Below are 13,293 nucleotides of genomic sequence, written 5' to 3' on the forward strand. Positions count from 1 at the left end.
CGCCATGCCCGCCCACCCCCAGGAACCCGACCAGGCCGCGCCGGATCCGGGCGTACGGGTCCCAGAAGGCGCCGGACCCGCTCCTCGCGGGGATCTGCCCCAACCGGGCCCGCCCCGGCCCGAAGCGGCGAACGGCGAACCGGGGCCCGACGCCGCCGGCCCCGCGCCCGCCGAGGACGAGTACGCGACCGCGATCCAGGAGCTGGAGGACCGCTGGCGGCGCGCACTCGCCGACCTCGACAACCTTCGCAAGCGTCACGCCAGGGAACTGGAGCGCGAACGGGCGGTCGAACGGTCCCGCACGGCGGCCGCCTTCCTGCCCGTCCTCGACAACCTCGAACTCGCCCTGACCCACGCCGGCGCCGATCCGGGCGCGATCGTGGAGGGCATCCGGGCCGTACGCGACCAGGCCGTGAGCGTCCTCGAACTGCTCGGCTACCCGCGCCACGCGGAGACCGGCGTCGTCTTCGACCCGGCCCGGCACGAGGTGGTCGGCGTCGTCCAGGACCCAGACGCCCCACCGGGCACGGTCGTCGAGGTGCTGCGCCCCGGCTACGGGGACGGTCAGAGGCAGCTCAGGCCGGCCGCGGTGACCGTCGCGAAGCGGGAGTGACCGGCGATGGCACGGGACTACTACGAGGTGCTCGGCGTGACGCGGAGCGCGAGCCAGGACGAGATCCAGCAGGCGTATCGCAAACTCGCCCGCCAGTACCACCCCGACGTCAACAAGGACCCTGCGGCGGAGGAGCGTTTCAAGGACCTCAACGAGGCACACAGCGTCCTGTCCGATCCCAAGACCCGGGCCCGCTACGACCGCTTCGGCGAGGACTTCCGCAAAATCCCCGAGGACTTCGACGAGCGGGTCGCGGCCGGAGCGGGCGGCGGCTTCCGCGGCCGGACCGCGGGCGGCCCCCGCGTCCGGTACGCCACCGGCTTCGGCGACGACTTCGGCGCGGAGGGCATCGACATCGAGGACCTGTTCGGCTCCATGTTCGGAGCCGGCGCAGCCCCAGGCGGCGTCCCCGGAGCGGACCAGGAGGCCGAGCTGCCGCTCACCGTCGAGGAGGCGTACCGAGGCGGCCGTCGCACCGTCACGCTCGCCAGCCCCACCGGGCAGCCGCGGCGCTACGAGGTCGACGTGCCGCCGGGTGTCACCGACGGGCAGCGCATCCGGCTGGCCGGCGAGGGCGGCCGGGGCCGTGGCGACGCCGCTGCGGGCGACCTGTACCTGCGGGTGCGTATCCAGCCCCACCCCCGGTTCCGGCTGGACGGCCGTGACGTGCACATCCAGGTCCCGGTCGCCCCGTGGGAGGCGGCCCTGGGGGCGACCGTGCCGGTGCCCACGCCCGGCGGGAGCACGGCCAAGGTCACGGTGCCCCCGGGTTCCTCCAGCGGCCGGCGGCTCCGGCTGCGTGGCGAGGGCATGCCGAACCCGCGCGGCGCGAACGGCGACCTGTACGCCGAACTCCGCATCATGGTGCCGCCCACCCTCGGCGACCGGGAGCGCGAACTGTTCCAGGAGCTCGCCGCCACTTCCTCGTTCGACCCCAGGAGGACGCGATGAACGACCGACCCGCGGGATCGGCAGGCATCGGCCGGCCCGAAGGGGGCGCCCGTCCGGTACGAACGGGCGCCGACATCACCGCCTCGACGGCCGTCCGGTACGCGCTCGTGCCCGCCCCCAGGCTCTCCCTCGACGCCGTGGCCCGTCGTTCGGGCCTCCACCCCGATTTGATCCGCCGGTTCGTCGCCCTCGGCCTTGTCGACGCCGAACGCGACGCCGCGGGGCACCTGGTGTTCGACCCCACGGCCCCGGCGGTCCTTGCCCGCATCCAGCGGCTGCGCACCGGACTCTGCCTCAACTACGCATCCATCGGCCTGGTGCTCGACCTGCTCGACCGCATCAGCCTGCTCGAAGCCGCCCTGCGCGGCCGCGGCACGAGGAGTGAAACACCCCCATGGACATGAACCGTCTCACCCAGAAGTCCCAAGGAGCCCTCCAGGAGGCCCAGACCGCGGCCGTCGGCATGGGGCACACCGAGGTCGACGGGGAACACCTGCTGCTCGCACTTCTCGATCAGGAGGACGGTCTGATCCCGCGGTTGCTGCAACAGGCCGGCACCGAGCCGACGGAACTGCGCGCTGCCGTTCGCGAGGAACTCTCCCGCCGCCCCAAGGTCACAGGCCCCGGCGCGGCACCTGGCCAGGTCTTCGTCACCCAGCGCCTCTCCCGCCTGCTCGACGCCGCCGAACGGGAGGCCAAGCGCCTCAAGGACGAGTACGTGTCCGTGGAACACCTCCTGCTCGCCCTGGCCGAGGAGAGCTCTTCGACCGCAGCCGGGCGACTGCTCAAACAGGCCGGCATCACCAGGGACTCGTTCCTGGGCGCGCTCACCCAGGTCCGCGGAAACCAGCGCGTCACCTCCGCCAACCCCGAAGTGGCCTACGAGGCTCTGGAGAAGTACGGCCGCGACCTGGTCCTCGAGGCTCGGTCGGGGCGGCTGGACCCGGTCATCGGCCGCGACGCCGAGATCCGCCGCGTCACCCAGATCCTCAGCCGCAAGACCAAGAACAACCCCGTCCTCATCGGCGACCCCGGCGTCGGCAAGACCGCCATCGTCGAGGGCCTGGCCCAGCGCATCGTTCGCGGCGACGTCCCCGAGGGCCTGCGCGACAAGACGGTGTTCGCCCTCGACATGGGCTCCCTGGTCGCCGGCGCCAAGTACCGCGGCGAGTTCGAGGAACGCCTCAAGGCCGTGCTGTCCGAGGTGAAGGCCGCCCAGGGGCGCATCCTGCTCTTCGTCGACGAACTCCACACCGTCGTAGGAGCGGGCGCCGCCGAAGGGGCCATGGACGCGGGCAACATGCTCAAGCCGATGCTCGCCCGCGGCGAACTCCACATGATCGGCGCCACCACCCTCGACGAGTACCGCAAGCACATCGAGAAGGACGCCGCCCTCGAACGCCGCTTCCAACAGGTCCTGGTCGGCGAGCCGAGCGTGGAGGACACCATCTCCATCCTGCGCGGACTGCGCGAACGCCTGGAGGTGTTCCACGGCGTGAAGATCCAGGACACCGCGCTGGTCTCCGCGGCCACCCTCAGCCACCGCTACATCACCGACCGGTTCCTGCCCGACAAGGCCATCGACCTCGTCGACGAGGCGTGCGCCCGGCTGCGTACCGAGATCGACTCGATGCCCGCCGAACTCGACGAGATCACCCGCCGCGTCACCCGCCTGGAGATCGAGGAAGCGGCCCTGTCCAAGGAGACCGACCCCGCCAGCAAAACCCGCCTGGAGGAGCTGCGCAGGGAGTTGGCCGACCTGCGCGGCGAGGCCGACGCCAAACACGCCCAGTGGGAGGCCGAACGGCAGGCGATCCGCCGCGTGCAGGAACTGCGCCAGGAACTGGAGCAGGTCCGTCACGATGCGGAGGAAGCCGAACGCGCCTACGACCTCAACCGCGCCGCCGAACTCCGCTACGGCCGACTCCAGGACCTGGAGCGCCGACTTGCCGCAGAGGAGGAGCAACTGGCCGCCAAGCAAGGGCAGAACCGGCTGCTGCGCGAGGTCGTCACCGAGGAGGAGATCGCCGAGATCGTCGCCGCCTGGACCGGCATCCCCGTCGCCCGCCTCCAGGAGGGCGAACGCGAGAAACTGCTGCGCCTCGACGAGATCCTGCGCGAGCGCGTCATCGGCCAGGACGAAGCCGTCAAGCTCGTCGCCGACGCCGTCATCCGCGCGCGCTCCGGCATCCGCGACCCTCGCCGCCCCATCGGCTCGTTCATCTTCCTCGGCCCCACCGGCGTCGGGAAGACCGAGCTGGCCAAGACGCTCGCCCGGACCCTGTTCGACTCCGAGGAGAACATGGTCCGCCTCGACATGAGTGAGTACCAGGAGCGGCACACCGTCAGCCGGCTCATGGGCGCGCCGCCCGGATACGTCGGCTACGAGGAAGGCGGCCAGCTCACCGAGGCCGTACGCCGCAAGCCGTACTCGGTCGTGCTGTTCGACGAGGTCGAGAAGGCGCACACCGATGTCTTCAACACCCTGCTGCAGATCCTCGACGACGGCCGCATCACCGATGCGCAGGGCCGCACCGTCAACTTCCGCAACACCGTGATCATCATGACGTCCAACATCGGCTCCGAGCACCTCCTCGACGGCGCCACCGCCGAGGGCGAGATCAAGCCCGACGCCCGCGCCCTGGTGATGGGCGAGCTGCGCGGGCACTTCCGCCCGGAGTTCCTCAACCGCGTCGACGACATCGTGCTGTTCAAACCGCTCGGCGAGCGGCAGATCGAGCGGATCGTGGAGCTGCAGTTCGACGAACTGCGACAGCGGCTCGCCGAACGCCGCATCACCGTCGAACTCACCGACGCCGCCCGGGAAGTGATTGCCCACCAGGGCTACGACCCGGTGTACGGGGCCCGGCCACTGCGCCGCTACATCTCCCACGAGGTCGAGACACTGGTCGGACGCGCCCTGCTGCGCGGTGACGTCCAGGACGGCGCGACGGTCCGCGTCGACGCCGAACACGGAGAGCTGGTGGTCACCTATGACCAGCCCGAGGATGTGAAGGGGGCGCGGGCGGCATGAGCACGATGCAGGCGACGACCGTCAGTTGTCCCAACTGCGGGCGCACCAACCGAGTGCCCGTGGCCGCGGAGGGCCGCCCCAGGTGCGGCCACTGCAAGCAGTTCCTGCCGTGGATGGTGGACGCGGGCGACGCCGACTTCACCGAGGTCGCCGAGCGGGCCGGCGTCCCCGTCGTGGTCGACCTGTGGGCCACCTGGTGCGGCCCCTGCCGCATGGTCAGCCCCGCGCTGGAGAAGGTCGCCACCGAGCTCGCCGGCCGCATCAAACTCGTCAAGGTCGACATCGACAAGAACCCGCGGCTCTCGCAGCGTTTCGAGGTCCAGGCGGTACCGACACTGCTCGTCCTCGACCGGGGCGAAACGGTCGCCAGGCAGGCGGGGGCGGCGCCCGCCCCCGCTCTGCGCCAGTGGGTGGAACAGTCGATCACGACCCGGGAAGGGCGATCCGGATGACCCTGCACGCAGACCCCCACCTCGCGCTCGTTCGGCCGGTCCAGCCGCTGACCCCAGAGGGCTGTCAGGAGTGTCTGCTGCTCGGCTCCCCATGGGTCCACCTGAGGCTCTGCCTGACCTGCGGGCACGTCGGCTGCTGCGACTCCTCGCCGAACAAGCACGCGCGTAGGCACGCGGCTGCGGACGCACATCCGATCGTGCAGTCGTTCCAGCCCGGCGAGGAATGGCGCTGGTGCTACGTCCACGAGGCGTTCGTCTGATGTCCGGCGACCATCCGCTGCCGGGCGGAGAACCGGTGCCGGAGGAAGCGGACGAGACCGGCTTCCAGGAGACCCCGGACACCTGCGGCGCGTATCCGCGCCTTACGGAGGACCAGACAGCACGTCTGGCGGAGCACGGGCAACGCCGGAGCATGGCTCCCAACGACGTGCTGATCCAGGAGGGTGAGCGCTGCGAGACGTTCTTCGTCGTCCTCAGCGGTACCGTCGCCGTCGTCGAGGACTACGGCACTCCCGAGGAGCACGTGCTGCGCGTGCACGGCCCCGGCCGCTTCATCGGCGAACTCGGGCTGCTGCACGGGCAGGTGGCCTTCTACACCGCTGTCGCCAGGGAGCCGGGCGAGGTCCTCGTCGTCTCCCTGGACCAGTTGCGCCACCTGGTGTCCCAGGACCCCACCATCGGGGACGTCGTGCTGCGCGCCTGTCTGGGCCGTCGCGCGCTGCTCGTCGGACAGGGCGCCGGCTTCCGCATCATCGGCTCGCGCTACTCGCCCGACACCAGGCGGCTGCGCGAGTTCGCCATCCGCAACCGGCTGCCGCACCGCTGGATCGACCTGGAGACCGACGAGGAGGCCGAGGACCTGCTGCGCCGCTTCGGCGTCGGCCCGGAGGAGACACCGCTCGTCATGTGGCGGGACACCACCCTGTTGCGCAACCCCAGCAACGCGGACCTGGCCCGGCTCATCGGCCTGCCGTCACTGCCCGCCGGAAACCGACACGGCGACGTCCTCATCGTCGGCTCCGGACCCGCCGGCCTCGCTGCCGCGGTGTACGCCGCCTCCGAGGGCCTGAGCACCACCGTGGTGGAGGCGATGGCCGCCGGTGGCCAGGCCGGCACGTCGTCCCGCATCGAGAACCTGCTCGGCTTCCCCGCCGGCATCTCCGGCGCCGAACTCACCGAACGCGCCGTGCTCCAGGCCGGCAAGTTCGGCGCCAGGATCAGCATTCCGGTGGAGGCGACCGGTCTCCATCCCAAGGACGAGGACCACTACGTGGTGGCGTTCGCCGACGGCAGCGAGATCGCCGCCCGCGCCGTCGTCCTGGCCACGGGCGCCCGCTATCGCCGGCTCCAGGTGCCCGGCATCGAACGCCTTGAGGGAACGAGCGTCCATTACTCGGCGACCGTCTACGAGGCCCAGCAGTGCCGCACCGACCCGGTGGCCGTCATCGGCGGAGGCAACTCGGCGGGCCAGGCGGTGCTGTTCCTCGCCGGGTACGCGCCGAAGGTGTGCCTGCTGGTCCGAGGACCCAGCCTTGAGGCCAACATGTCCCGCTACCTGGTCGACCAGGTCGAACGCCATCCGCGGGTGGAGGTCATGCTGCACACCGAGGTCACCGAGGTCATCGGCCAGGAGGTGCTGGAGGAGCTCGACGTGGTCGACAACCGCACGGGCGGGCACCGCCGACTCGCGGTAGGGGGCCTGTTCGTCTTCACCGGCGCCGACCCCCACACCGAGTGGCTCGCGGGCATCATCGCCCTCGACTCCCGCGGCTTCGTCCTCACCGGCCCGGAGGCCCAGGAAGCCTGCGCCTACCCCGAGGTGTGGCACGGCCGCGGGCGCCCGTGCATGACCCTGGAGACCAGCCTGCCCGGGGTCTTCGCGGTGGGGGACATCCGCAGCGGCTCGGTCAAGCGGGTGGCCTCGGCGGCCGGCGAGGGCGCGATGGCCATCCACTTCGTGCACCGGCACCTGGGGCACTCGGCCGCACCCGGCACCACGGGCATGTCCGTTGCCGCGGGCGGCTCGGACGCCTCCCCACGCATACGTCACAAGGAGTCCGCATGGCCGCCCGCATGACAAATGACGGGCGCGGCGGGTACCAGAGCAGCATCCTCAACCACGGCGCCTCACTCGGCATCGACGTGGAAGTCGTCCAGCGCTCACGGATAAAGGGCTTCGAGCCCCTGCCGAAACGGTGGGTGATCGAGCGGACCTTCGGCCGGCTGATGCAGCACCGCCGCCTCGCACAGGACTACGAAGCCCTCCCACATAGATCCCGCACGATGATCCACTGGGCAATGGCTAGCAAAATGTCCCCCGAGAGCTGACCGGAGAATCCACGCCAACATGGCGAATCGAAACGGACACCCAGCACTCATCGGCCTGAAGGCGGATCAGAGCCCTCTTATAACGAGCTGGTGCGTGATAGCGGGCGAGTGTGTTTCTCCCGGTCGTGGCTGTTGTCAGCCGGTGGTGCGGTCGGAGACGAGGCTGGCGATGGCTCGGTAGGTGGCGGGCAGGGTCTCGCGTCGGTGGGTCCAGCGCGTCAGTTGTTTCCAGCGTTTGTGGTCGGCGAGGGCGTGTTCGACGGTGATGCGTTTCGAGGAGTGTCGGTGGCGGGCTCGCCGACGGGCTTCGAGGACCTCGGGCGGGCTGATCTTGTTGCCTTTCCGGGGCGGTGTCACCGCCTGTCCTGGGTGATCACGACGGAGCCCGAGGTAGCCGGTCGACGACGCTGTCGCACCGCACTTACGACTGGCCTCAGAGCGGCCTGCGAGTGGCACAGCGGAGTACGGCAGAGCCGTCGAGGGAGGCGGGGCTGGGCGGGGGGCTGCCGACGCCGCCGAAGCGGCACGTCAGGTCACCGCGCACCACAGCCGCACCAGATAGGGCGGGGAACAGCGGGGAGCAACGGTAAAAGCCACGAAGTCCGACGCGGCCACACCGCGGGCTCTCGCACAGGTCAACGCCCGGACCGACCAGAAACGACATCAGCTTCCCAAGCTGATGGTGTTGAGCGCGTGTCCGTAGATCACTACTGAAGGAAGGCCGGCCGAGGGAGCGACGCAGGCCGCGGTGACAGAAGGTGGGCGACCACCCTTGGCTCGGCGGCCAGGACAGCCACTGCCTCACACTTAGTTCCCGGACCCGTCCCCCTCAGGGTCACTGCTGAGAGCTGTGCCCCCTCGGCGATCAACCCGGACCAAACACAGTCCAGCTGCCCCGCGGTCAGGCGGTAGCTGCGCCGACGCCGCCCTTGAGGCCATCCGGTGCGTGGCACAGACCCGCCAGCGCCATCGCTGCCCCCGACCTGTGCGCGACACCGGCCGACCATGCGGTGTGTGGGTCCTGCTGCCCGCCACCCCACAGCGCGGCCAACTCGCCCTTCCCGCAATGCCCATGGCCGTCTATGACCTCAGCCGCCTGCCCTACGCCGAGCAGCTGCGCTGGCGCACCCAGCGTTGCCCCGCCCACGCCGCAACCCCCGATGCTGCAGATCTCACGCCGGCCGGATGGCAGGTCTTCGACCCCCTGCTGCACACGGCGCACGTCCACACCCGGCTGCCCCACACCCTGCCCGCCCACCGCGAAGAGGCATGAGCATGCCGCCCCACGCCTTGGACATCACCCTGACCAGAGCTCTCACGTCGGCCGAACTCCACCGGGCCGCCCGCACGATGCCGCTCGCAGCCAGCCACGACACCACCCGCCTCCTGGCCCTGGTCCGCGCCAAATCACCGGCCAAAGCCCTCAACCGGCTCCGCCATCAGATCGGCGGACGGCTCCCCATCGACGTGATCACCACGCACTACCCCGACCCGCACGGGCAGATCTTGCTCAACGTCACCTTCTCGCCCGCCGCATACGCCGCTCTCGAGGATGCCGCAGAGCACACGAGAAGACCGCCGCACCTGTTCGTGCAGGAAGCTGTCCACCGGGCCCTGGCCCGGCACGCCGATCAGGACGCCGATCGCCTCGACCGTGCACTCCAGCACCTGCTCGCCAGCACTACCCCTCCCTATCTCTTGGCCGCCGTCGGGCGCGCGCTCACCCACACCACCGGAGCAGCGCCGTGCTGAAGCCCACCGAAGAACAGCAAGCCGCGGCCGACGCCTTCCACGCCGGCCAGCATCTGGCTCTGCAGGCCGGGGCAGGCACCGGCAAGACCACCACCCTCGCCGAACTCGCCCGTGCCACCCGGCGCCGCGGCCGCTACCTCGCCTACAACCGCGCCATCGCCCAGGACGCCCGCGCCCGTTTTCCGCTCACGGTCAGCTGCAAGACCGCCCATGCCCTGGCCTACGCTGCCGTCGGCCACCGCTACACCGCGCGCCTCAACTCTCCGCGTCGCCCCGCCTGGCAGACCGGCCACGCCCTCGGCATCACCAAGGCCATCCGCATCGGCGAACGCGACCTATCCCACAAGACCCTCTCCAACGCCGTCGTGCGTACCGTGGCGCACTTCTGCCATACCGCCGATGCGGACGTCACCCGCCATCACGTCCCGCGCCTGCGCGGCCTCGAAGACACGAAACTCCACGCCGAACTCACCCACCATGTCCTCCCGTTCGCCCGCAGAGCCTGGAACGACCTACAAAACCCTGACGATGGCGCGATCCGCTTCGAACACGACCACTACCTGAAGATCTGGGCCCTTACTCAGCCGAGAATTAACGCCGACTTCCTACTCTTGGACGAAGCCCAGGACACCAACCCAGTCGTTGAACAGATCTTCCTTGCGCAACGCGATCACGCCCAGCTCGTGATGGTCGGCGACTCCGCCCAAGCGATCTACGACTGGCGCGGTGCCAAAGATGTCATGACCGGCTTCGACGGCACTCAGCTCGCCCTCTCACAGTCATTCCGTTTCGGCCCCCAGCTTGCCGCAGAAGCCAACCGGTGGCTGGCCATCGCCGACGCCCCGATCCGCCTCACCGGGACCGAGACAGTGCCCACCGATTTGGGCCCCGTCACCCGGCCTAATGCGGTGCTGTGTCGGACTAACGTCGGTGCCATGGCTCAGGCGATGCGCCTCCTTGCCGAAGGGCACCGGGTCGGCGTGGTTGGGGGAGGAGACAATTTGCGCGCCCTGGCCCTTGCAGCCCAAGACCTCAAGGACGGACGCCGCGCCATCCACCCAGAACTCGTCCTCTTCGCCACCTGGGGAGAGCTGCAGGACTACGCTTCTCACGACCCGGCGGGACGTGACCTGCAGCCGCTGGTCGACCTAGTCGACACTCATGGCACCGATGCCATCCTTGCCGCCGTTGCCCAGTTCGTATCCGAGGAGTCGGCCGAAGTCACAGTCTCGACGGCCCACAAAGCCAAAGGGCGTGAATGGGCCTGTGTGAGGATCGCGGACGACTTCACCCCGCCGAAGGACAGCGACGAGACGGACGACAACGGGCGACCCATTCCCGGCCCGATCGACAACGGCGAGGCCCGACTCGCCTATGTGGCGATCACGGGTGCCCGTCAGCGCCTGGATCTGGGCGGTCTGTGCTGGATCGACGATCATCCGGAGGGTGGACTTGCCACGTGACCTCCGAAGGCGTGATGGCGGGTTGCGTGCTTCCAATTGGAGGGCCTGGACCACCTGGACCACAGCAACGCTGATGGCCACGGCCGGCGGGCCGCGGCCATCAGGTGGATACAGGTCGCGCTGTTCGGAGTCGTTGTCCTGGCAGTCGGACTCCGTATCTGGGAGCGAGAGCACAGCGGTGGTTCGAACTCGATCGGGTTCGGGCTGATGGCCGCGTCGGCACTGTCCATTGGCGTACTGGAACGCTATCGGGCAAACGCCGCCAAACAGTCTCGGTGACTCACGTTCCAGCCGGATCAGGCCGCGGCTGACAGGAGCCGACCACGCCAGCGGATGCCTTTCTCGCTGTGAATGGGGGTGCGTTCACATCGTTCGGCGGCCAGAACGTCGCGGTGGCGGGCATTGGCGTTGCGCCAGCGCAGACAGGCGCGGAGGCCCGGGTCTGCACAGTGTGGTTGGGGTGTGCGAGTTGGCGATGGTGAACTGCCGCAACGGTCCGAAATGCGCCTCGATCGGGTTCGCCCACGAGGCGTAGGTCGGGGTCAAGCACAACTCGACCTTGTTCTTGTTCGCCCAGCGGCGGATGTCGGCGCCCTTGTGGGCGGACAGGTTGTCCAGGATCACGTAGAAAGGGGCGCCGTCCGGGCGGGCGGTACGGATCGACTACAGCGCGGTGAGCGTGTTGGCGGCATCCTTCCTACGGCAGTTGACACCCCACAGAGTGTCCTCGCCGACCGAATAGCAGCCATGGAAGTAGCGCACTCCATGGGTACGGTGACACGTGGCGGGCAGCCGGTCGGGACGCCCCTGTTCGGCCCAGCCCGAGCCCGCGGTGGGACGGATGCCGAGCGGGCCGAACTCGTTGAACGCGAAGACCCGGTCCGGGAAGCCGTCCAGGGCCTCCGCGATCCGGTCCAGTTTGGCGTCGCCGCTCGGGGTCCGGCGATTCCTTCCACGTCTTGGTGCGCTGGAAGGTGATACCGCGGCGGGCGAGCAGGCAGCGTAATGCTTCGCGGCCGATGCGGATGACCCGGCCGTGGACTTTACGCAGGTAGGCAACCAGCTTGCGCAGTTACCAGCGGGTGAAGGGCCGGCCGAGCTTGACCGGTCGGGTAGTGGCCGTCGCGATGACGAAGTCCTCGTTGCCATTGCCGAGTTGGCGGGGACGGCCTCCCGCCCATCGAGGGTCCAGACAGGCCAGGCCGATCTCGTTGAACCGGTGGATCACGTCCCGGACGGTGTCCTCGTCGGCCTGGACCAGTTGGGCGATCACCGGAACCCGGTTTCCGCCGGCCGAGGCAAGCAGCATCATCGCGCGCCGACAGCGCACCGAACTCGTGCTGCCCCGGCGCACGATCCGCTGCGGCTTCTGCTTCTCCTGGTCGGCCAGTCCGCGTATCACCGATCTGGTCAAGGCCATCCTCACCCTCCACCGGACGACACCACGCTGAGGTAGGAGAGTGGCCCACGGCCATCCAGCGCATCATCACGCGGCAATGCGCAACGGAACGCTCCGACGCCGGGACGAGACAGCGGTAACCGGGCACGCCACGCACGTTCCTGGCCGCTGGCCGTGGTGAGTGACAGTCTGCGGCGGGTGTCGGCCGCGATCCGAGCGGGTCCCATTCCGTTGCCTGGGGCCGCGAACACCGTTCCTGCCCGGCTCAGGGCGCCAGCACGACCCTGCCGAATACCCTGCCCGCGTCCATTTCGCGGTGAGCCAGCACCGCCTGGTCCAGCGGCAGCACCGCGTGCACGACCGTGCGCAGGTCCCCGTGCGCGGCATCATCGAACTGGGACGACCGCACCGCCTGCCTGTCGGAGCCGGGCACGGTGTCGGAGCTGAAGGTGGCGAACGACAGCGACTTGCGGAAGGCATCCATCAGCCGCATGCCGAAGTCCGCCGGCGGCTGCCCGCCGACCACGCCGACAGCCACGTACCGCCCGTTCGCGTTCAACCGGTCCAGGAACAGGGAGAGTTGAGGGCCCTCCACGACATCAATCACCACGTCGAAACCCGACGGTGCGTCCGAGCCACCCTCGCCGGAGCGGTCGAGGACATGGGTCGCGCCCGTTCCGCCGATGAGGTGGTGACCGCCACCGCGCCCGCACCGCCCTTGGCCGCAAGCTGGACCGCCGTGATCCCTATGCTGCCCGCCGCACCGCGCACGAGCACCGTCTCGCCGGGCGTGAAACGAGCGCGGTCCAGAGCGAAGTGGGCGACCACACCGGAACCGCCGAGAGTCACCGCGTCCGCGCCGGTCAGGCCGTCAGGCAGCAGAAGGACGTCCTCGACCGAGGCGACGGCCTGCTCGGCATACCCACCGGACAGGCCGGTGAACGCCCACACCCGCCGCCCCATCCACGAAGCGTCCACCCCCTCTCCCACTGCGGTGACGCCACCCGCTACCTCGCTGCCGAGGAGATGGCCCTCCCGGAAGCCGTACGCGGCGAGCGTTCCCCGGCGGATCACGGCGTCCACGCCGCCTACCCCGATCGCCTCCGTGGTGATCCGCACCTGCCCCGGTGCGGGGACGGGCACGGGCAAGTCGACGACCTCCAGACCGTCAGGGTTTCCAAACTGCCTGATCACGACGGCTTTCATCTCTGCTCCTCAGGCCGGTGGACGAACGGGCCACAGCTGCTGCGACCATGAGCGGCGAGCCCGGCTCCACAGCCCGAGGCACCACGAGCGTGGTG

At 69.8% G+C, this 13,293-nt stretch carries 10 protein-coding genes and 4 pseudogenes; 11 read left to right on the forward strand and 3 right to left on the reverse strand.

What is annotated here, in order from left to right:
* Nucleotides 1-4: 4 nt before the first annotated feature.
* The 8 genes and pseudogenes from grpE to ACFXGX_RS19240 form a co-directional block, all read left to right on the forward strand.
* Entirely contained in the window at nucleotides 5-613 is a 609-nt protein-coding gene (grpE, locus tag ACFXGX_RS19205; protein WP_384792279.1) for a nucleotide exchange factor GrpE, read from the forward strand.
* Nucleotides 614-619: 6 nt separating this feature from the next.
* On the forward strand, nucleotides 620-1,564 hold the full coding sequence (locus tag ACFXGX_RS19210) for a DnaJ C-terminal domain-containing protein (RefSeq protein ID WP_384792283.1): 945 nt from the start codon (nucleotides 620-622) through the stop codon (nucleotides 1,562-1,564).
* Nucleotides 1,561-1,968, forward strand: coding sequence for a chaperone modulator CbpM (locus tag ACFXGX_RS19215; RefSeq protein ID WP_384792286.1), 408 nt, complete (start codon nucleotides 1,561-1,563; stop codon nucleotides 1,966-1,968). Before ACFXGX_RS19210 ends, ACFXGX_RS19215 begins: the two co-directional genes overlap by 4 nt.
* Nucleotides 1,959-4,598: an ATP-dependent chaperone ClpB gene (gene clpB, locus ACFXGX_RS19220; protein ID WP_384792289.1), complete on the forward strand. Its 2,640-nt coding sequence runs from the start codon at nucleotides 1,959-1,961 to the stop codon at nucleotides 4,596-4,598. Before ACFXGX_RS19215 ends, clpB begins: the two co-directional genes overlap by 10 nt.
* The gene (gene trxA, locus ACFXGX_RS19225) at nucleotides 4,595-5,050 is read left to right on the forward strand and encodes a thioredoxin (protein WP_384792292.1); all 456 of its coding nucleotides are present in this window, start codon (nucleotides 4,595-4,597) and stop codon (nucleotides 5,048-5,050) included. The genes clpB and trxA overlap by 4 nt, the downstream gene beginning before the upstream one ends.
* Nucleotides 5,047-5,310, forward strand: coding sequence for a UBP-type zinc finger domain-containing protein (locus ACFXGX_RS19230; protein ID WP_067378125.1), 264 nt, complete (start codon nucleotides 5,047-5,049; stop codon nucleotides 5,308-5,310). The genes trxA and ACFXGX_RS19230 overlap by 4 nt, the downstream gene beginning before the upstream one ends.
* A complete protein-coding gene (locus ACFXGX_RS19235; RefSeq protein WP_384792296.1) occupies nucleotides 5,310-7,127 on the forward strand; it encodes an FAD-dependent oxidoreductase in 1,818 nt (605 codons plus the stop codon). Before ACFXGX_RS19230 ends, ACFXGX_RS19235 begins: the two co-directional genes overlap by 1 nt.
* 38 nt (nucleotides 7,128-7,165) lie before the next feature.
* Nucleotides 7,166-7,437: pseudogene (locus ACFXGX_RS19240) on the forward strand (transposase); the annotation flags it as partial.
* Between the two features lie 76 nt (nucleotides 7,438-7,513).
* On the opposite strand, the pseudogene ACFXGX_RS19245 reads toward ACFXGX_RS19240, so the two are convergent.
* Nucleotides 7,514-7,774, reverse strand: a pseudogene (locus tag ACFXGX_RS19245) (IS5/IS1182 family transposase); the annotation flags it as partial.
* Between the two features lie 676 nt (nucleotides 7,775-8,450).
* Here ACFXGX_RS19245 and ACFXGX_RS19250 point away from each other — a divergent pair.
* From ACFXGX_RS19250 to ACFXGX_RS19260, 3 genes are read left to right on the forward strand one after another with little or no spacing between them, the layout of a single operon-like run.
* Entirely contained in the window at nucleotides 8,451-8,651 is a 201-nt protein-coding gene (locus ACFXGX_RS19250; protein WP_384792299.1) for a hypothetical protein, read from the forward strand.
* Entirely contained in the window at nucleotides 8,648-9,130 is a 483-nt protein-coding gene (locus ACFXGX_RS19255) for a hypothetical protein (RefSeq protein WP_384792302.1), read from the forward strand. Before ACFXGX_RS19250 ends, ACFXGX_RS19255 begins: the two co-directional genes overlap by 4 nt.
* A complete protein-coding gene (locus tag ACFXGX_RS19260; protein WP_384792359.1) occupies nucleotides 9,127-10,593 on the forward strand; it encodes a UvrD-helicase domain-containing protein in 1,467 nt (488 codons plus the stop codon). Before ACFXGX_RS19255 ends, ACFXGX_RS19260 begins: the two co-directional genes overlap by 4 nt.
* 296 nt (nucleotides 10,594-10,889) lie before the next feature.
* On the opposite strand, the pseudogene ACFXGX_RS19265 reads toward ACFXGX_RS19260, so the two are convergent.
* Nucleotides 10,890-12,013: pseudogene (locus tag ACFXGX_RS19265) on the reverse strand (IS630 family transposase).
* Nucleotides 12,014-12,257: 244 nt separating this feature from the next.
* Nucleotides 12,258-13,198 (reverse strand): annotated as a pseudogene (locus ACFXGX_RS19270) (zinc-binding dehydrogenase).
* Nucleotides 13,199-13,293 lie beyond the last annotated feature (95 nt).

Origin of the sequence: Streptomyces sp. NPDC059371 (genome assembly GCF_042751995.1) — a bacterium.
Lineage (GTDB): Bacteria > Actinomycetota > Actinomycetes > Streptomycetales > Streptomycetaceae > Streptomyces.